General features: G+C 32.7%; 17 protein-coding genes. 10 read left to right on the top strand and 7 right to left on the bottom strand.

The features are described 5' to 3' along the window. Position 1: 1 nt before the first annotated feature. The gene (gene fni / locus EZS29_RS03960) at positions 2 to 1,105 is read right to left on the bottom strand and encodes a type 2 isopentenyl-diphosphate Delta-isomerase (protein ID WP_172603760.1); all 1,104 of its coding nucleotides are present in this window, start codon (positions 1,103 to 1,105) and stop codon (positions 2 to 4) included. Between the two features lie 228 nt (positions 1,106 to 1,333). Between fni and EZS29_RS03965 the strand changes: the two genes are divergently transcribed. The 8 genes from EZS29_RS03965 to EZS29_RS03995 all read left to right on the top strand — a co-directional run bounded on the left by EZS29_RS03965 (position 1,334) and on the right by EZS29_RS03995 (position 7,312). Further along, on the top strand, positions 1,334 to 1,951 hold the full coding sequence (locus EZS29_RS03965; RefSeq protein WP_130606796.1) for a hypothetical protein: 618 nt from the start codon (positions 1,334 to 1,336) through the stop codon (positions 1,949 to 1,951). Positions 1,952 to 1,953: 2 nt separating this feature from the next. After that, positions 1,954 to 2,598, top strand: a complete 645-nt coding sequence (locus EZS29_RS03970) for a hypothetical protein (RefSeq protein WP_130606798.1) — start codon at positions 1,954 to 1,956, stop codon at positions 2,596 to 2,598. A 432-nt stretch (positions 2,599 to 3,030) separates the two neighbouring features. Continuing rightward, positions 3,031 to 3,186: an HAD family hydrolase gene (locus tag EZS29_RS15850; RefSeq protein ID WP_172603761.1), complete on the top strand. Its 156-nt coding sequence runs from the start codon at positions 3,031 to 3,033 to the stop codon at positions 3,184 to 3,186. A gap of 488 nt (positions 3,187 to 3,674) precedes the next feature. Beyond that, complete coding sequence (locus tag EZS29_RS03975; protein ID WP_130606800.1) at positions 3,675 to 4,109, top strand: hypothetical protein; 435 nt, start codon at positions 3,675 to 3,677, stop codon at positions 4,107 to 4,109. A 140-nt stretch (positions 4,110 to 4,249) separates the two neighbouring features. Next, positions 4,250 to 4,897: a hypothetical protein gene (locus tag EZS29_RS03980; RefSeq protein ID WP_130606802.1), complete on the top strand. Its 648-nt coding sequence runs from the start codon at positions 4,250 to 4,252 to the stop codon at positions 4,895 to 4,897. A 141-nt stretch (positions 4,898 to 5,038) separates the two neighbouring features. Continuing rightward, entirely contained in the window at positions 5,039 to 5,677 is a 639-nt protein-coding gene (locus EZS29_RS03985) for a hypothetical protein (protein ID WP_130606804.1), read from the top strand. A gap of 381 nt (positions 5,678 to 6,058) precedes the next feature. Next, entirely contained in the window at positions 6,059 to 6,295 is a 237-nt protein-coding gene (locus EZS29_RS03990; protein WP_130606806.1) for a hypothetical protein, read from the top strand. Positions 6,296 to 6,703: 408 nt separating this feature from the next. Continuing rightward, a complete protein-coding gene (locus tag EZS29_RS03995; RefSeq protein ID WP_130606808.1) occupies positions 6,704 to 7,312 on the top strand; it encodes a hypothetical protein in 609 nt (202 codons plus the stop codon). 35 nt (positions 7,313 to 7,347) lie between these two features. Here EZS29_RS03995 and EZS29_RS04000 read toward each other — a convergent pair whose 3' ends face one another. After that, positions 7,348 to 7,605 carry a hypothetical protein gene (locus EZS29_RS04000; RefSeq protein WP_130606810.1) on the bottom strand — a complete coding sequence of 86 codons (258 nt, stop codon included), beginning with the start codon at positions 7,603 to 7,605 and terminating at the stop codon, positions 7,348 to 7,350. A 173-nt stretch (positions 7,606 to 7,778) separates the two neighbouring features. Between EZS29_RS04000 and EZS29_RS04005 the strand changes: the two genes are divergently transcribed. Next, on the top strand, positions 7,779 to 8,477 hold the full coding sequence (locus EZS29_RS04005; protein WP_130606812.1) for an LbetaH domain-containing protein: 699 nt from the start codon (positions 7,779 to 7,781) through the stop codon (positions 8,475 to 8,477). Here EZS29_RS04005 and EZS29_RS04010 read toward each other — a convergent pair whose 3' ends face one another. From EZS29_RS04010 to ptsP, 3 genes are read right to left on the bottom strand one after another with little or no spacing between them, the layout of a single operon-like run. Beyond that, the gene (locus tag EZS29_RS04010; RefSeq protein WP_130606814.1) at positions 8,478 to 10,211 is read right to left on the bottom strand and encodes a PTS fructose transporter subunit IIC; all 1,734 of its coding nucleotides are present in this window, start codon (positions 10,209 to 10,211) and stop codon (positions 8,478 to 8,480) included. A 23-nt stretch (positions 10,212 to 10,234) separates the two neighbouring features. Beyond that, positions 10,235 to 11,188: a 1-phosphofructokinase gene (pfkB, locus tag EZS29_RS04015; RefSeq protein ID WP_130606816.1), complete on the bottom strand. Its 954-nt coding sequence runs from the start codon at positions 11,186 to 11,188 to the stop codon at positions 10,235 to 10,237. Then, complete coding sequence (ptsP, locus tag EZS29_RS04020; protein ID WP_130606818.1) at positions 11,185 to 13,710, bottom strand: phosphoenolpyruvate--protein phosphotransferase; 2,526 nt, start codon at positions 13,708 to 13,710, stop codon at positions 11,185 to 11,187. The genes pfkB and ptsP overlap by 4 nt, the downstream gene beginning before the upstream one ends. A 517-nt stretch (positions 13,711 to 14,227) precedes the next feature. On the opposite strand from ptsP, the gene EZS29_RS04025 reads away from it, so the two are divergent. Next, positions 14,228 to 15,916, top strand: a complete 1,689-nt coding sequence (locus tag EZS29_RS04025) for a hypothetical protein (protein WP_130606820.1) — start codon at positions 14,228 to 14,230, stop codon at positions 15,914 to 15,916. Between the two features lie 72 nt (positions 15,917 to 15,988). Here the strand turns inward: EZS29_RS04025 and rpmF are convergent, their stop codons facing one another. Both rpmF and EZS29_RS04035 read right to left on the bottom strand, forming a co-directional pair. Then, a complete protein-coding gene (gene rpmF / locus EZS29_RS04030) occupies positions 15,989 to 16,195 on the bottom strand; it encodes a 50S ribosomal protein L32 (RefSeq protein WP_130606822.1) in 207 nt (68 codons plus the stop codon). Positions 16,196 to 16,358: 163 nt separating this feature from the next. Beyond that, positions 16,359 to 20,675: a protein kinase family protein gene (locus EZS29_RS04035; protein ID WP_130606824.1), complete on the bottom strand. Its 4,317-nt coding sequence runs from the start codon at positions 20,673 to 20,675 to the stop codon at positions 16,359 to 16,361. Between the last annotated feature and the right edge of the window lie 99 nt (positions 20,676 to 20,774).

Here is a 20,774-nt window from a genome sequence, read left to right on the forward strand (position 1 = left end):
CTTATGGAACTTCCTGAACTATGCGAGAATTTAACTGAGTTAAATTATGAGCTCCCGCACAAAACATAGTTATAGAAAGAGACTTTCTAAAAAAATTAAGCTCTCTTTCTACCGATTCCAAAGGAGTTTCGCCAGTAAGAGGAGATACTGCTGCCTTAAATAAAGGCAGACCAACACCAACCATTGAGGCTCCTAGTGCAACCGCTTTTGCAACCTGCAGACCATTGCGTATGCCCCCTGTTGCAATCAATGGGACATTGTATTTAAGATCGCTTTTCAGTCTAGAGCAACAAAGCAGTGAATCATCGGTCGAGAGACCCCAGTTTTTAAATAAATCGCCAAGTCTCTGTCCTTCTTTGTCCGATCTCAGTCCTTCAATTGCGCTCCAACTTGTTCCACCTTTGCCTCCGACATCAACAGCTGCAACACCAGCGGAAACAAGTTTCTGGTATGTTTCAGAAGAAATGCCAGAACCAACTTCTTTAATAATAACAGGTACATGAAGGTTTCTGGCGATTTTTTCTATCTTTGCAAGCAATTGTGAAAAATTTCGCTCACCCTCGGGTTGGATACATTCTTGCAAAGCATTGAGATGAATCGCAAATGCCCCAAGTTCAAGATCATCAACTAATCTTTTAATGTCTTCAAGAGTTATGCCATAATTTAGACTGACCGCCCCTATATTGCCAATAACAAAGAGATTTGGAGCTATTTTTCGCACATCAAAAAGCTTTTTAAATTTAGAATTTTTAATCAGCATTTTTTGGGAGCCTAAACCCATCGGTATATTAAATTTTTCAGCTGCTAAGGCAATGGCCTCATTGATCTCTTGTCCTTTTTCCACTCCACCCGTCATGCCAGTCACGAGGAGTGGCATTGCAAATGATTGATTAAGAAATTTTTGTGTTAAATCGAGATCATTAAAGTTTATTTCAGGCAACGCTTCTGGAATGAAATGAAACTGAGAGAAAGGCTCACCATCCGACTCAATCTTTTCCGTTTTACAAATGCGGATATGATCGTTTTTCCGGCTCATCATGAGTTCGGGCGTGTCTTCAATATTAGAAAGTAATTTTGAGTGCTTATGGTTTTTTATATGCGGCAAAGTAAAATGCTCCATAATATAGGGGAGAAAGCCACAGCTGGTAAACAAATTTACCTTTCAATGACTTAACATACAATTAGCTACAATCAAGAATAAACAATAGCAAAAAAGACTTTAAAATTTTGTACAGGATGTCGATATATTTACAGAGAGTTAAAATTGACTAATGGGTCAGTTTATTTTATGATTTATTAAAATATTCGTAAAATTAGGGCATTGGAGGCATTAATGGCTCCCAAATCACTTGAAAATTCAATTTGGATGAATGAAAGCAATGCGGTGCAGTTCTTTCATGAAAAAGTCGTAGAAGCTCAAGAAAGACAAAAGCTTAGATTAACTGAAAATGTTGAATTTTATATTGTAAATTTACTGTGTGAACATGTCCGGATCAATGAAAGTGAAGACAGTGAAAATTGTCTTGTACTTATACTAAAAAAAGCTCTCGAAAGTTCTCATGTTGAAAAGGTCGCATTATATAAAAAACTTGCTGACACAGCCCTTTATTTTTCAGGATTTTTCCAAGAGTATTTCAATCGAAAAAGTTTTGACATTAAATATTATGTGAATATGGGTGAATCGGCTTACGGTGAATTGTCTCATCTTCTCAAAGGTAAAAATACCTATCAAGAAACTATGTCACAAATTTATCAAGAAATGAGTAAAAGTTTTACTAAGGCTGTTGAGATACTACTTGATATATCCGAGCAGACCACCCACCAAGATCATATCAGATCGACCTTAAGTATTTACGATGCGTGGCTCAACACAGCCAGTGCAAAACTGGAAAAAGAATTAATAGCCCGCGGCGTTCATCCTATTAAGATCAATTCCCGGAAAGTTCAATAACTATGTCTTCTGTAAAGTTAAATAAAAAAATTGCGCAAGGTTGTAAAGTATCATTAAATATTTTGGCACGCTATTATGCCTTAAAAAGTGAAGAAAATATAGAAGAATTTGTATTATATCCTTCAGAAGATATCGATGCGTGCAGCGGGCAAATTCTTTTTGAAGAAAATATAGAGAATGACGAATTTTTTATAGGCATTCAATTTGGTCATAAAATATATCAGGAATTTGAAAATGAAAAAATAATTTCACTGAACTCTTTAGCAGTTGTTGCAGAAGAAACAAGCCACTTTAAATTAATTACTGACTCTGTTTTAGCAAAATCAAATGTGAGTAAATTAGAAATTGAGACATTGGGTGAAATCGATCGCTTTTTATGTTTAATGCATTGGAATTATGAAAATAATCTACATAAAATCGAAAGAAACTGGCAGAATTTGCATCAAATCTGTGATGAGGTTTTTCAGGGCAAAAGATTTAAAGAAAATAAAAATCCTTTATACGTAGATGCAGAAGCTCTTGCCTTTAAGCATTTACGCCAAGCCTTTGCTAAGGAATGGGATTCCACTCATTTTAATTTTGCAATTCCAGATAAGCAAGCCTGCCAGTATTTAACAGATTTTAGAAAAATGATTTTAAGAGCATAATCCTTTTGCAGAAAAAATTTGAATATTTTAATTTTTGATTGACAAGCGTTTATAAAAATATGTTTTTAAAAAGTTAAATAAATGGAATTGAATTCTAGTTTAAGGGGATTTTTTTGTAAATATTATTTATAAAAGTATTTACCAATTAAATTTCTTATAAGTAAGCACAGATTCTTATATAAAGGAAAGGTCTAAATTATGATAAGATTAGACTGCCAATATACTTCTGATTTTGAAAAAAATTCGTTACAAAGATAACGAGTGCATCATGAAAACGCAAAGATCGATCAAGTGCTCGTGATTTACCCCGATGCGTTTGGCTTGGGTCCGTATTTAAATGAAAATTAAAATAGAAAAGGTCTTAATCATGCTCTATTCTTTAGCGTATTAACAGAATCAATCTAAAATATTAGCAAAAGGATATAATACATAATGATTAAAAATATAATATTCGACTTCGGTGGTGTGTTACTCGAATGGGATCCTGATAACTTATATTTATCTTATTTCAAGAGCAACGAAGCCACAGAAGCTTTTTACCAAGAACCTATTTTGTTTTGGAAAACTGCATCGCTTCTCGAGACCTAGGAATAAATGCTATCCAATTTACAAACACAGTAAGTTTAAAAGCTTCCCTAAAAAATCTTGGGGTGTAAGAATCGAATGATTCATTGTTGAAAATCAAAGATGATTAACTTAGTTTCAATTTTAAAAAGATTAGATTTTACATGATTAAAATTAAAATATATAAAATCTTTCTTTTGTCTTTTATAGCTATATCGTAAGAAAAGTTAATACTAAAAAAATCCAATTAAATATTGATAATTTTCAAGTTAAAAAGATGTTTTTTAACTGTTAATAAAAGTATTTATTATAATCATATCTACTTAATATCAATTGTATTATTTTTATTATTGTTTAAAAAAAATATTTTCATTAAGATAACCAATGTGATTTAATTGTAAAACACAAATGATTAAAATTCTGATATTACTTGATTATTTTGTGCATAAGGTGTAAATAAGGAATAGAAAAACTTGGGTTTTTTATAATCAAAATATAGAGGATATTATATCATGAAAAATGCTTTAGCGCTTTTATCAAGTGTTTTAATGTTTAGTTTTAATTCAAATGCTCAAGCAATGGATACTGAAATAAATTTCATTTTCGGTACAGCTTTTTTAGCGCAGATTTGTCATGTGGATTTTAGCACTCCAACGACTGCCAGGAAAAATTGCTCTTCACTTCTAGGTGCTGGCGGGTCTTATACTATAAAGAACAAAAATATAAATGAAACTTTTTGCATATCAGTAATGAGCTGGCCAATTCTTATCCCTGTGCTATCTGAGTATTATTTTAAAATTGATAAAAATGAAGATGCTAAAATTGAGATGTGGGGAGCTTCCTTTAATCCTCAGTTCCAATTTTCTGATTCCATTTCTCTCATTGAAAGTAAAGCGATTTCAGCACCAAGTAATTACTGTACACATATTCCAAGTATAATTTATTAAATTATTAATTTGTGTATAAAAACTTGTATTTCTTAACTCTATTTTGTTATAATATTGAGAAATAATCTATTGCTTGCTTTTTAAGATAGATATCGATATTTAGATCTCTGGCGCTATAGTTATTCTTCGCAGAGGTTTAAATGTCTCTTAAATTCTTAATTTATTTATTATATACAATAACTTCGTTGTCAATTTATGCGCAAAATGAATCGGCTTCTCCGAAACATATTGATCTCATCGGCAGCGTAGGGTTTAGCTTTTTAAATAACTTTAGCGAGTCGATTGAAAATGTTCAATCGACAAATGGCTCACAGAGCAGAGTAGGCAGTGAATTCAATATTTCGGGTTTGTACACTTTTCCTGAAATAGGTGTTGTCAGTCCTATTTTAGGAGCAGGGCTCCATATTGTGCACACTTCCAAAAAGATAAACGAAATTAATTTTAATGGAAGATATATCATATACTGGGTAAGTTTTGAGACAAATGTAGGCTTGAAAATTAATATTGCACCTGAATTTATGTTGTATACTTTAGCAAATTTTGGATTTGCAGGTGCCACTCGCATTGAAAATGATGCAAATAAATATGATAGCGATGCTAAAGTTAAAAATCATTATTACTTTGGGGCCACTGCCATAGCGCTAATTCCTTTAACAGACTCCGTAGGTATGGGCGGATCTTTCTCGATGAATAAGCATCAATTGAATATTTTAAATATAAATAATTCCTATGCTCCTGCTTCTATCAACCGGTTCACTGCCGCACTTGTCCTCATCTACAGTTTATAATTATTTAAACATTTTTTAATTAAATTAATGATTTATTTGGACAAAAAAATTTAGAAAAATAAATTTTAAGAACATCTTGAAATTTATTGCCATAACCTCTAATCAATGAGTCTGTTTTTTGTTATAATTATGAGGGATAGAATGTTTTTAAAGTCCTTATTATGTCTGATTTCTTCAACTGTTTCATTCTCAATTTATGCACAAAATGAAAATGAAGGTGCTAAAAAAATTGATCTTTTTACATCTTTTGGCGTTTTATATACGAATGATATCAAGTTTACAAATGGGTCATCTGATTTTGGACTCGAATTGAGTCTATCTGGACTCTATTCTTTCCCGAGTTTAAAAAGCGTGACGCCTGTTATTGGTGGTGGCTTGCACAGTTCAGTTTTTACTAAAAAATTATCGCAAGATGCTATATCGATAATCCTACCGCACGATTCAGAATTGAATGTATCTTGGGCAAGTTTAGAAGCAAATGCAGGGGTTAAACTCAACCCTATTGCAAAACTAAATCTATTTACTCTTGTGAATTTAGGTTATGCACCTTTGACTAAAACTACATTTGGCAATTCAAATTTTGAAATTGGCAGTACTTCTAAAAATCATAGCTATTATGGTGCAACAGTAATTGGAACGGTTCCTTTAACAGAGGCAATGAGCATAGGCGGTTCCTTTACTTATAATAGACATAATATGTCTAGTAAAAAAATCATAGGAAAAACTATATCTTTTATTAATCAATATACGACTGCTCTTGTTCTTCAGTTCAGCATATAATTTTCTATTTCTTCTTAAGTTTGCAATCTTAATTTTTCTTTTCTTATTATGAACTTCGCAAGCTGTTTATCTGGAAAAAAACATTTTAAAATTAAGTATTAATATTTAAAAAATAATATTACATTCTTCTTTTTTTACTTAATATTAGATAAATAAATGATTATAGAAATAAAAATAAATATTTAATTTTATTTTTATTTCTATAAATTATAATACTTTTTACAGATTTTGTTATTTTAAAAATGAAGTATAAGATGTATTTAAAAGCGGCTATGTTTTTATAACACCGATTATAGGTGGTGGTAAGCACAATCTATATGTTACGAATACACTAGTTGATTATAAACTAAATTTTTATTAGGCGTGTTTAGAAGCGAATGTATGTATGAAAATAATCCTTTTGAGAACTTTCAATTCTTTACTTTGGCGAATCTTGGTTATGCTAGAATAAGCATGGCTGTAAGTGAAGGTGAAAATAAAAATATAAATAATCATTATTATAATGAAAAAACAGTGATTGCTTCATATTGCATATTGGCATCAGTGTTGACTGGAATATTATTTTCTATAAATAGACGTTTTATAAAAATAACAGATAATAATTCTTTATTTTCATAGAATCAATTTTCCACTGCCTTTATTCTGAAGTGCAGTTTGTTTTAAATCAAATTAATTATTATAAAAAAATAGTTTCTTGGTTTCATATACTTTATTTTAATAAAATAATCGATTTCTTCTTCATATTTAGATATATTTAAATTATCTTGTGCAAAATTTTCTTTTCTTCATAAGAATTAAGTTAAAGATTGTTTGTCTGGCCAACTATAATTTTCCACAGAGTCAGCTTACAATTACTTCACAAATCCACTTGTCTTTCAGTATAACTTCTAAAAAAAATAATTAAATTATTGAAATTATACATATAAAAATATTAATTAGATTTATAAGCGCAATTTGCTTGATTTTTGCTTCCATAAAATATAAATCTTAATTCGGTTTTTTGTTAATTTAAAAATGAGGTATTAAATGTATTTAAAGTCCCTTGTAAGTGTGCTTTCTTCAGCGGTTTCTTTCTCGGTTTTTGCACAAGCAGAAAATAAAAAAATTGATCTTTTTGCTTCTGCTGGGTATTCATTTACAAATAATTTAAAAGCGAAGATTGATAATTCTGGTACTCAAAAGCTTGATTCATCCGCTAATTTTGGAGGCGAATTAAGTCTTTCTGCTCTTTACTCTTTACCGAGTTTAGGACTTGTGACACCCGTTATCGGTGGCGGTTTGCATAGCGCATATATTACTAATAAAATTAAAGAAGATAAATTAAAAATGTTTTGGGCGAGTGCTGAAGCAAATGCAGGACTTAAATTCAACCCTGTTGCAAGCCTTCAAGTCTTTACATTGGCGAACTTAGGTTATGCGGGTATTAGTAAAATTTCAAGTGATACTGACAATTCAAGATTGAAAAATCATTATTATTATGGAGCAACTGTGATCGGCACAGTTCCTTTAACAGACGCAGTGAGCATCGGTGGTTCTGTATCTTATAATAGACACTCTGCGAAATTTAAAGATGCTGATGTTTCATTGTCATATAATCAATTTACCACTGCCCTTGTTCTTCAATACAGCATATAATAATTTAAATGAATTATTATAAAAAAAGGATATTATTAAATTAATATCCTTTTTTTTGCGATAAAATTTTCTATTTCTTCTTCTGAGTAATATATATTTAAATTTTGTTTTGCTTGATTTTCTTTTCTCCATAAGAACCATGCTAAGGACTGTTCTTCTAACCACGTATAATTTTCCCTAGAGGGAAGTGGAATTTGTGATTCACAAAAAACTTTAGCTTCTTCATAAGATGCATTTGGGTTGGCATCTAACCATTTTCTAAAATTAATTTTAAACTCATTTTTATCAAACATTTTAATTCACGCCTTTAAGCTGAATATATGAAAATACTTGCTTATAAATCAAGCATTGTAATTTTTTCGGAAAAAATTTAATCTTCTTGAGTGTGATTTGCAGTCTTTTGTGCAAAAATACATTTAAGCAGTAAATCTGCTCGCACGTAAAGACCCCAAAAAAAGGATAGGCTATGAATCGAGTCACAATCGAGTCAAAATTTGTCAGCAATGAAGCACTCTTTGAGCTCAAACGTGCCCACGAGCTTAAAATAGCAAAAGATCTGAATCGTTTTTTACTTGAAGTCGAATTTCCTTGGAAAGCGTTGGGCAAAACTCTTACTCATTTTGTTGAAGGTATAGTGCAAAAAATACCTTTAGAAGAGAGAATTCAAGGTCATGTGAGTCCGCAGGCCTATATTGAAAATCGTGATTCTGTCGTGATCTGTGAAGGAGCTGTTGTTGAACCTGGGGCATATATCTCTGGCCCTACTTTTATTGGACCAAAGGTTGTGGTGCGCCACGGAGCTTATATCCGGGGTTCTGTTTACATTGCTGAGGGCGCCATTGTTGGTCATTCCTCCGAATGCAAGGGTTCAATTCTCTTACCAAATGCAAAAGCAGCTCATTTCAACTACGTTGGAGATTCCATTTTAGGTTATGATTGTAATCTCGGAGCAGGCACAAAACTCGCAAATTTAAAAATAAATCATAGCAATATCATTCTTCGCCTTGATAATAAAAAAGTTGATTCTGGCTTAAAAAAATTCGGAGCCATCCTTGGCAATCGTGCTCAAACAGGGTGTAATTCTGTGACAAACCCAGGAACTATTATGTTACCCGAGGTGGTTTTGTTACCAAATCAAACAGCCTTAGGAATATTAAAAAGATAATTATTTCAGTATTGGCTTTTTTATAATTCCCATTAATATTGCAGTTATCAATGTTCCAACTGTCAGTGCAATCATAAATCCACTTATATGAACGACAGCATTTGGAATGGGCAGCACAAATATTCCGCCGTGTGGGACTTTTATTTCGATTTTAAAAAACATGGCGAGGGCACCTGCAATGGCGGAACCAATCACAAAAACGGGAATGACTCTCAATGGATCCTTGGCTGCATAGGGAATAGCTCCTTCTGTTATAAACGAAATCCCTAAGAGTGCTGTAGAGTTTCCAGCTTCTCTTTCTTCCTTATTGAATTTTGTTTTAAAAAGTTTAGTTGCTAAAGCGACACCTAAGGGTGGAACCATTCCTGCTATCATTGCTGCACCCATAGGTGTGTAAATTTGGCTTGAAATCAAACTGGTTGAAAAAGCATATGCAGCTTTATTTAGCGGACCGCCCATATCGAACGCCATCATTCCCCCGATGATAAGACCAAGAATAATTGCGCTTCCATCTTGTAAATTATTCAGGCTCGTTGTTAAATAGTGCATAAGACCTGCGACAGGTTTACCAACGACATAAAGCATAAACAAACCAATAATAAGAGAAGAAAGAACTGGTAGAATAATAACGGGTTTTAAACCCTCTAAATTTTTATTGAGTTTAATTTTCTGATTTAAAAATTCTGTTACGTAACCTGCAAAATATCCAGAAATAATTCCTCCAAGGAAGCCTGCATCTAAACTCACTGCGAGCATGCCACCGATCATGCCAGGGGCAATTCCGGGCCTATTGGCAATAGAATAAGCGATATAGCCAGAAAGAGCTGGCACCATGAGAGGAAAGGCTCCTTTGGCTCCAATTTGGAATAAAGCCCAAGCAAGAGTGTCTTTGTAAGAATCATCCGATGCATAGATACCCCCTAAGGCAAATGCCAAGGCAATCATCAGACCACCTGCTGTGACAAAAGGGAGCATATAGGAAACACCTGTCATCAGGTGTTTATAATTTTGTTTAAATGAAGAATTTTTGTCAGAAGATTGATTGGCTTCAGGGTCAGAATTATTTAGATTTTCTGAAAATAATTTTGCTTCTTTTATCGCAGTTTGAATAAGTATAACCCCATTTTTAATTGCTTGTTTCGTACTGGTTTGGAATATTTTTTTGTTTTGAAAACGACTGAGATCAACTTTCGTATCTGCAGCTATTATAACAAGATCTGCGGAATTAATATCAGCATCATTTAAAGTATTTTGTTTTCCAACAGATCCTTGAGTTTCAACTTTAATATTAAATTTTAATTCAGCTGCAGCCTGAATAAGTCCTTCTGCTGCCATAAATGTATGGGCAATTCCGGTCGGACATGAAGTCACAGCAACAATATTAAAAACATTATTTACTATTTCGCTATTTTGCTTTTTCTTATTTTTAATTATGAGATGAATTGCATTTAATAATTCTTGTTCAGTATTATTAAGTATTTTTTCGAAGGTCGTTTTATAAATAGGCAAGCCGATAAATCTATTTTCTTCGATCTCCTCACCTACTTGAATAATAATATCCGTATTTTCCAGATTCGGTTCTGTAACAAAAGATTTTTGCATAATCTTATGCGAATGAATTTCTGAATCAACCTTATATTTATGCTTTAAAGCTTCTTGGGTTATAAGATCGTTAGCTAAAAATGGTTGAATACTATATTCCTGACTCGTTATTATAACCTTTATTCTTGCCATGAGTTATTTCCTTTATGAATAGATCACTTTAATAATGTTACTTTTACTTTTTCTACATATTTTTTAACTTCGTTTATATTTGGAAGATGCGGTCCGATATGTCCAAGTTTTGCAACTGAAAAAGCAACTGCGAGTTTAGCGATTTGTTCGAATTGAAGATTTCCATGGAATCCCGCTATGAGTCCTGCAACAAGAGCATCGCCTGCACCCACGGAACTGATCGTTTTAATAGGTGGCAATGCTGCATGCATCGCATATTTTTTGTTGATAAATAAAGAGCCGTTTTCTCCAAGGGATACAACAACATTTTCAATACCTTTTTCTTGTAGGGATAAAGCAAATTGCAATATATCATCTTGTGTGAGCAAAGTTTTTTGTGCAAGTTGCGACAATTCATGTTGATTTGGCTTGATGCAGTTAGGCAAATATTTTTCTTTAACTGAGAGAGATTCTTTGAGCGGTTTTCCACTTGTGTCTAGTAAAACCCAAGCTCCTAATTTTTTTATAATTTTTATAATTTGCGCATAGCTGTCGGCTGCTAACCCTTCTGGGACACTTCCAGCTAAAACGACAATAGATTTTTCATTGACAATATTTTTTAAATATTTGAGGAGTTCTTGAAAATGATCGTTAGTCATTTTAAGTCCAGCTAAATTAATATCTGTCGTTTCTCCTTTTAAAATATCAGAAAGCTTAATGTTAACCCTTGTTTCTCCTTCTAAGCGAATGAAGGAATCTATAATATGTTTAGATTGAAAAAGAATTTCGAAAGGATTTATATTTGCTTTACCTAAAAAACCTGTTGCGTTCGCAGAGAGTCCCCAGTCAGCGAGGCAACTGGCAACATTAATTCCTTTTCCGCCAGGACTTTTATGCACATTTTGCGCAATGTTTACTTTTCCTAGTGTTATACCATTCAAAATAATTGTTTGATCAATGGCAGGATTTAAGGTAACAGTGACAATATTTTGTTTCATAAAAATTCCTTCTCTAGAGCACGAACTTCTTCTGCGCTTTCACAATTTAATGCTTGATGCGCTAAAGTTGAAAATTTGTAAAAATTATTTCTTCTGATAAAAGATTTTACCGCATTTATTTCATTTGGATTCATAGACACTTCGTCGACCCCAAGACCCATTAGTAAAGCTGCACCAAGAGGTTCACCCGCCAGTCCTCCACACACACCAACCCACTTATTATGTTTTTTAGCTGCTGTTACCGTTAAATGAATCAGTTGTAAAATAGCTGGATGATAGGAATCTGCCTGAGCGGATAGGAGTGGATGCTCACGGTCAATTGCGAGAGTATATTGTGTGAGATCATTTGTACCTATTGAAAAAAAATCAACATATTTTGCAATTTTATCGGCAATGAGTGCAATAGATGGAACTTCAACCATTATACCAAGTGGAACATAGGGGGCATCTAATTCTTTTCTTATATTTTCAGAGTATTCTTTTAAAAATAAAATCTCTTCTTTCGTTGTAATCATTGGAAACATAATCGATAGACCATCTGTTTTTTTTGCTGCGTTGTAGAGAGCCTTTAATTGTGTATTGAGGAGTTCTTTTCTTTTTATAAGTAAACGGGAGCCACGAACTCCAAGAAAGGGATTTTTTTCTATCTCTAAATTGAGATAATTGACTTTTTTATCACCACCTATATCGAGTGTGCGTATAATAATTGGAAGGCCATTTAGTTTTTCTAACATCGATAAATAAGAATTAAGTTGTTCTTCTTCAGTAGGAAGAGAAGTGCGTTCAAGAAATAAAAACTCTGTACGCATGAGGCCGATACTTTCCGCGCCCATTGCAAGAGCTCTCGTTATTGCGCTGGGGTCATTTATATTAGCTGCAATTTCAATAGTATGATTGTCTTGCGTGGTTGCGGGTAACTTTAATAATTCATTTGCTTCTAATTTATCTTTTAAATTCTTTTCATCAATCCACTTCTGTGCAGAATTAATATCTTGATCCGATAAATTAAAATATATATTACCTGTGTATCCATCCAAGATGACAGTTTGTCCATTGTGAGCAGAAATAAGTACGTCGTGAGCCCCTGCGACGGCTGCAATACCTAAAGATCTTGAAAGGATAGAAGAATGTGAAGAGGAACCGCCATGAGCTGTAATAATACCAATTACTTTTGAGTGATCCAGCTCAATGGTTTCTGATGGAGTCAATTCCGCTGCAACTATTATACTTTTGTTTTTGAGTTCTTTCTGTTTGGACTGGCTATTTAAAGATGGATTTAAGTATTTCAATACACGCGCTCTCACATCAATTAAATCAGCAGCACGAGAAGCAATAATTTCGTTCGAAGATCTATTCAATTTATCAACTATTGTTTGAACGGCATTGTGCCAAGCCCATTCAATTCCATGACCATCCAAGAGATTACGACTGATTTTAATAAGAAGTTCTTTATCTTGTAAAAAATCAGCTTGGGCTTTAAAAATTTTTGCCTCACTTTCACCAATACACTTTTTTGTGTTTAAGTAGAGGTGATCCAAATCATTCTGTGTAAGTTTAAAAGCTTGATCGAGTTTATAACTGGCATCTAAATAAGAGTTGAAGCTATCAGGAATAGATAAATTTTTATGAGTTAATAAATGGATGTTGCCAATCACTAAGCCAGGACTGACTGGTATTCCTTTTATTTTAATATGATTGTCAATCGGTGTCCAGATATTATGAATTAAAAATAATTTTTTATTTTCAACTTCTTTTTTCGCAGCAATACATTCTTCTAAAGAAATAAACTCTATTGTTTTTTTTAGGGCAATAAGAGCTTCTTCTTCGTCATTACCTTTTGCTGAAATTGTAAATTTATCATTTTTTCTCAAGCCTAAATTTAAAAGATCCACTAGATTTTTGCAGTCTGCAATATTGTTAATAAAACGAATTTGGATATCTGAATGAAATTTTCGTGCAGTCTCTAACCATAAAGATGCAGGTCTTGCATGGAGGCCGTTCGGGTAATCAAGAGACAATTCATAGGAGGATGCAAAATCAGCATTTTTAATATTTATTTCTTTTATATTAATATTGAATTCATTTGTTAATTCAAATATTTTAAGAAAGTCATGCGGGTTATTTGTATGAATTAAATGATTCAATTTTTCTTTATTGCGTAATAATCCTGTTATTTTTTTAAGAATTTCAATATGCTCATCTGATTTTGCTGAAATTGCAAAAATAAGTTGGGCTTTTTCACCTGAGATCCACTCCACTCCATTGGGTATTTGGGCAATAGATATACCGGCAGCATGTATTAAATTTCTATCAGCAGACATTCCATGCGGAATAGCAACCCCATTGCCAAGATAGGTATTGGATATTTTTTCTCGCTCAAGTAAACTTGCCACATATTTTTCATCTATATAATTTTCATCTACTAAAGTCTTTGCAGCAGAGATGATCGCCTCATTTTTAGTGGAAAAATGCATATTTAATTTTATGAGATTTAAATCAATCAAATTTTTACATGTATTCAAAGCATCTCCTTAAGAGTGAAGAATTAAAAAATTAAGTTATATTTTTATTTTATTAAACTGCAAATCTATTGAGCTGAGCTATTATTTTGAGAATGAGTGATAATTTTAACAATTAAGCTTAGGCTCTCACCTCTACAAAGCGAAACATAACCTAAAAAAATTATTTTTTCATTGCTTTTGCATAAAACATTTAAAATTTTTGCTAAAAATGAAAGCATTAAATTTGTGGATTTTGCTTATCTTTATTTCATAATAGTGCTTAAAAGTGCTTAATTTTTGTCAAAATTTTACGCATAATATTATGGCATAATAAATTTATTTTTTTGGTAAGTTTATTGAGCCCTACTGGGTACAATAAATAATTATAATCATTTACTATAAAATATAAACGATACTAGTTCATATGCATTTAAAATAAATTGGCCGACCACTTGTTTTTTTGGAAAGAACTCATATTATGTTAAAAATTGAACTTTTTTAAATGCAGCAGTTTTGCCATAACCTATAGAGGTGCATGATGACTCATATTACGCGAATATTGCCAATTGTATCTGTGCTTTCTGCAATTTTTGTTTCATGCTCCAACAAAGAAGTTATATCTCCTGAAAATGCTTCGTTAAAAAATAATTTAACCGATATGCGCAGTTCAATTTTAAATAGTGATGGATCATCTGCAAAACTTTTGCAGGGCTTTAATAAAATGGGTTTTCAATTTTCAGAAAACTGTCTTGACGGTGGCGATTTTGTTCAACCAAAATCAATTGAAAAATCTATTGTTGATTTTTCGGATAACTTAAAAGAGAATGACTTTAGAAAAGTTTTGAATATCGGAGTGTCAGCAACTGTTCCTGTTAAAGGTGTTGATATTTCTCCAGAAGTTAAATTTGCTCGAGAAGCTTCTTCATCCAAATTAAGTCGAACAACGACTTATTCTGTTTATGTGAGATTTGGTGAAAATAAAATTGCTCCAAAAGTTGGGAATGCATATGTCTTAAAAGAAGGTCTAAGTGAAAATTTCAATGCCAATGGGAAATTACGTAACCACTATAATTTTATTAAAAAGTGTGGAGATGAAGTTATCACTTCACAACGACTCTCAGCAAAAATATTGTTGACGATGAAACTTAATTTTGAATCAAATAAAGTTTTAAATGATTTTCAAGCTAAAGTTGGCGCTTCTGTGAAGGATATCTTAACAAACAAAGACAAAATTGCTATTAATACAAATTTAAAATATTTGAATGAAGATACTAAAAGGCAAATATATTTAAATATTTATGGTTTTCAATTGGGTGGAGATCCAAAAAAGTTAGCATCCGTTTTAACATCAAAAGTAACTTGTCGTTTGGATAAAGTAGAGGAATGTCAACCTTTGTTTGATCGCTTAAATCAATATGCTTCGGAAGACTTTGTTCAACAATTAAATCCTGCAGACGTGAACACTTGGGCAATAGAAAATTCTTCAACTGTTTCTTATGAGGAACTTAATATTGTTGATCAATCGGGTAAATCTTTAAATTTAACCTTAACGGAAGATCCTGCTGAATTGTTTAAGTTAACGAAACTAAAAAGTGAGGTAAGTCATGCAATTTCTAAGCAAATTGATAACTTCACTTTAGCAAATTCATTGTTAAATATATCTTACTTAGCGGATAATGAAAGAGACGGGTTAGAAAATATTTCACATCTATCTCACACAAATATTGAAATGCTTCAAGGATTTTCAAGTCAATGCTTTATTAATATAGCAGATTGCTTAAATAACTCATCTTTAAAAATAAATTCACTCGTTTCGCAGTACGATGAATCGTTATTAGAAGCAAATATGGGAGAATTGATAGCCAAAATCCGCTCGCAAAACTCTCCGCTCCCAGGGCAAAAAGAGCGTTCTTCTGAAGATTTTATAAATATGAGTGCAGTCATTGAAAAAGGAAAATATTCGAGCTTTTACTTCAAGTTAAAGAGTATTGAGAACAATACAATTCGAAATTCGGGTGCTCGATTCGATTTAAAGTGCAATAAACCTTGGTATAAAGGATTTGATCCCGTTCTATTTGCTTCGATTCATCCAAACTATGAAGTTCTTTCCGATACGGTAGCTATGAATTATAATGATAATTGCGGAGGTAAAGAGTCCGTTTACGTAGCAAACCCTAAAAATATTACTGAAACTGATTTTATAGTAGAAATTTGGGGTAGGGAGTAATTTTATCCAATTAATTTAGGTGAAAAAAAAGGCTCTCAATGATTGAGAGCCTTTTTTGTGTAAAGCTTGGAATTAGCGAAGAACTGCTAATAAGTCAGCTTTAAGAATATTTTTTGCAATAAAGCGACCCTTGTAAAACCCACAGGATTCGCAAACAGAGTGTGGAAGTCTTGGGGCAGCGCAATTTGAGCACTTAGAAAAGTTAATAGGAGTTAAAGCGTCGTGAGCACGGCGCATATTACGGCGTGAACGGGAAACTTTCATCTTTGGAGTTGGCATACTAAAATCCTCTTAGTGCAAATTGATACCGTAAGGTATTGAATTTGCTGCACACATTGTAGGCAGAAATTAACGAATGTGATATCTAGAGAGAATTTTCCCCATCACATCACGCAACAAAACGTCACATGTACATAATAGAGTCAAAGAACTCTGTCAATAGCTATCCAACACGCTTGAGCGGATCGATTTTATTTTCCGCAGAAACATTAAGATCCTCATTTTTTTCAGATTCTTCATGTAATTGCTCATCTTCTATTTCCATAGAGTTCTTCAAATGGATTCTCTTTGCAGAGGCTTTTAGGGCAGCCCCTAAGGTAGACTCGATCAGATCTGTCTCTCTTGGTACAGATTTTCTAATAAATTCAGATATATGCTTAAGTTCGGACTCTGGTAATTCGGCAGACTGGACGTTGTGTTGAAAGTTATGCAGAAACTCGAGAATATAGTTAATTGCCACGCCTTGCTCGGGATAGGCTCGCATTTTGCTGGAAGTCTCATACTGATAACTAGGTTCTGTATTTTCATGGAGAGGGGTAACTTTCTTTTCATCTTTGTCTAACAGCATGATCTCATTAGATATAACGCTTAAATCCGTGCGCGCTTTGCTCGCAAGACGATGTGCAGACCAATGGAAACCTGCTCGAAATAAATTTTGTGATAAAAAGTGTAATCTTTCAGTATCTTGTGTGCTTGATTTGTCAATTTTAATATTATCTTTAATTGCCCTATCTTCTCCCCAAAACTTTGAAATTGTTTCTTTTTTTCTAAATAATGAGCGCGTGATTGAAATAAGAAAGTTTTTTCTTTTTTTGATTTTTAAACTTGGACTTTGCGATCCGCGCATGACGGCTGTGTATTCTAAAATTTTGAGGGCAAATGATTCAGGTGCATATTCCATATGCACGGATGTATTAAACCATTGCCTAATTTGTTTTTCTTTAGCTTCTTGAGTGACCATCGAAGCGCTTTGAGCATGTCCCCCTTCAAATAAATAATGGGTATAGAGAAGGAGTTGGTCTGTTTTTTCGGCTAATATATTTCCTATGAACATTTCATCGCCAGGAACTTTTTTAAGTGTCGGATGGACTTGCTTTAAAAAAAGAATTGTATAGCCAATATCCCAATCCATGAGTTCAAAATCTTGTAATTTTCGAATGTATTTTGGAATATGAACTTGGTGATTTAATATTTGATCGATAGATAATTTTTCAAATTCAACCAATAAATGTAATTTATGGGCGCATTGTCTTAAGGAAAATGGCAATTCGCCTGAAGAAGAGTTGATTCGATCCAAATTTCTTTTGCTTTCGTTTAAATCACCTTCATAAAAAAATGCACACCAAGCGCGCATAATAAGCACTTCATATAAAGCAATGTCGTTGCCAATGCGGCCGGCAAGATCCGTGATTGTTTCAAGAATAAATGATCTTATTTTTGTTGTAATGTTTCTTTCTGCACAAAGAATTAGCGAAAATAAAAGATGGATTGTATTTTCTCCATCATTATTTTCAATTGTAAATTGCAATGCTCTGACCACTTGTGGAAACAGAATATTATTATCAATCCAACCAATGCATGAACGTAGCAATTGAGAAATAACAATACCACGAATTGGCTTAGAGCGAGGGGAGAAAGGCAGTCTATCCGATTTTGATTCAGAACTTTTATCATCTCGTATAAAAGTTTTAAATAATAGCTTTAAATTTTTTGACTCTTCTGCGTCATAAAATGCTTGTGGGTCAATTAGTTTTTTTTGAATTTTAAATAATTCAAACTCAATTGCAGAACGATAAGTAAAATTCAAACTATGAGGAATATCAGAAAATAAATCTGCTTTTTCTGTTTGATGAATTATTTTTAAAAATTGTTCTGTTCTTTTTTCTTTACTTTTGAACTGTGATGGAAAGAAATTTTTCATAGAAAGAATTGCTTTTCTTTTTGGATTCATTAAATTCCAACTGACAGCATGATAATATTTTTCTGCTTGTTCTATATTTCCTAGGGATTTTGACAAATCCGCTATATGCTCTCTTATTTTTGGCACTAGCACAGAAGCATCGTCCGGCCGATCTTTTTCAACGGACTCTCCAAGCATTTGCAGTTTAGATATGACAAATTCTGCAGAATTAATATCAAATAGTTCATCAGATGCAACAAGGAGTGAAGAATAAGCGCCATAAGCGCTTTTCGTTAAATCACTTTTAGAGAGATATTCAGATATGTGTATTATATCAAATAGTGTTGTTTTATCTTGAATATTATTACATAAGTATTCTGATAAAATATAATAGATATCAGATTTTGTTTTTTGACTTAATAAAAGAGATAAGCTTAACCATATATATTGGTGTTCCCAATAGTAACAAAGTAACTGACCCGTTAAAGCATCTCTATTTTCAGAAACTAAACCAATTTTAATAGCAGTTTTCAATGCATCATAGGCTAAGTGGAGAGGCTCTTTTTTCTTTTCAAATTCCTCTTCCTCTTCTTCAGTCATTGCTTTTACTTCTTCGACTACTTTTTCTTCTTTTATAAGATCTTCTGGTTCAGGTGCATCGGTAACTGTGTCAATTTTACCAAAGTGGTAACTCTCAGAGAATATATCATGAATCATAATGACTTTATTACTTAAAAGTTCTATTATATCTGTATTAATTTGCAGATCAACCATTGACCATGTGGCAAGAAATCGAGCTTGTTGACTCGTTAAATTATTGAGTTTTGTTACCCAAAAAGAACGAGTTCTATCATCTTTTAAAGTGCTGAAAGAAGGATCTTGATGTTTTAACAAATTTAAATTTTTCTTATTTTCATCATCATTTATATCTTCTTCAGATCTCACTCCTATGACCCATTTAATATTTTTTGTTTGCTTTTTTAAGAGTCGAAGTAAAACGGCGAGTGATGAATTATCTGCTCGATTTATATCGTCAATTATAATCATACTAAGTTTAGATGAGCTTAAAACTTTATCAAAAATTTTATCAATATTGTTGTGTAAGCATTCATGTCTAACTTGTATGAGTAAATTTTTCATGCTCTTATTTGGATTGGTTTTGTTGTCACTGTATTTAATTAACGACGGCAATACATAAAATACTGAGTCAACTTCACTGCCAAGATTATAAAATAAGGTTCGTAATTCTTGTAAAAAAAGTGGATTATGAAACAAAGTATTATTTAATAAACAATTACAAAATTCGTCTAGACTAGAAAATGGTACATTGATTGGGCTAAACTTAACTCCATAATAAATGGCATTTTTATGAGTGACATTCATACTTGAGTTTAAATTTCGCATAAATGAATATTTATTTGCCGTTTTATTGCGCGCATCAATCCAAAAGCGGTTGCTGTGGTTTTTTGTTTTATCAAAACAAAACTCAGTGAGAATTTCGGGTACATCGAATTTTTTAAGAAAGATATTTTTATAAGACTCTTCATCGAATTCGGGTATAATTTCGTTAAAAAAACTGGTTAAATTTTGATGTTCTGAGGATTCGCCTAGCCTATTAGCTAACAGCATGATTTCATATGCCATTTCTCTAGCGCCAATGTTTCTTTTTTCAGGCACAGGATCGGTTGCGCGGGTTAAGATACTTTTTAAACGTTTCATGACATCTGTGACGGGATGACGAGTTGTCCATTTATAGCATTTTTTCCCTAATATAAAAACGTTAGGATCATTGATAATATACATTGGCCATAGGGCATTTAATGCGGATTGTTTTTCAATTGAAATAATACCTAAGTCATATGCCATAATTGCGGCCAAACTGAAAACTTCAGAGTTTTCTTGATAACAACCGTCTAGAATTCCTCTGGCTTCGGGTGGGAGCCAGTAGTTTCTACTTATAATATCATTTGCTTGTGAGAATTTATCTTCGAAGTTATGGGATTGGTAAGGAAGAAAGTGAGCATAACCTCCATCAAGAAACGCGACTTGGGGTACCTCCTCTTTTTTATCAAAAAATTCAGAATCATAGGTTTGTTTTAAGTCAACAGCGCTGCGATCTTTTATCAAAATATTTTGCGGTTTAATATTTCCGTGTAAGACTCCTTTCGCATGGTAGTAAGAAAGGTTTTCAAAAATTCGCACCCAAAGCCTTAAGCGATTGCGAAAACGAATGATTTCCTCTGGTTTTAATGGAGCTTCTTTTGCCAAATTTTCAGCAAGCGTCATTCCTTCGATCCACAAAGAATAAATCTCGATTTCATTTGTTTTTAAATAAAATTCCATATTTTCACCGTATTCGATGAAAAAAGTTTTTTTAATTATTTCAAGATTTTCTTGTATTTTTAGCTTAATAAGACGGGATTTCCCAAGGTTTAGGACTCGAATGGTTTTTTTACGGAGTTCATCGGCTCTTTGCATGCGCGAGATCACTGTGCTGGTTTTCGCTGAAAGTGTTCCTACTTTATCAACGCCCGCATCATCTCGTTGAGATATTTGTGCAATGAGTTTTTCGTTTTCCATGCTACCCCGTAAATCATTCTCACTTTTTTCCAAATGATGTATCGGCGTAAAGTTTTTGTTCCATAGGCGTGTTACAAAAAAATAAAAATCATTATAATT

The organism is Fluviispira sanaruensis (assembly GCF_004295685.1).
In the GTDB taxonomy this organism is placed as follows: Bacteria; Bdellovibrionota_B; Oligoflexia; order Silvanigrellales; family Silvanigrellaceae; genus Silvanigrella; species Silvanigrella sanaruensis.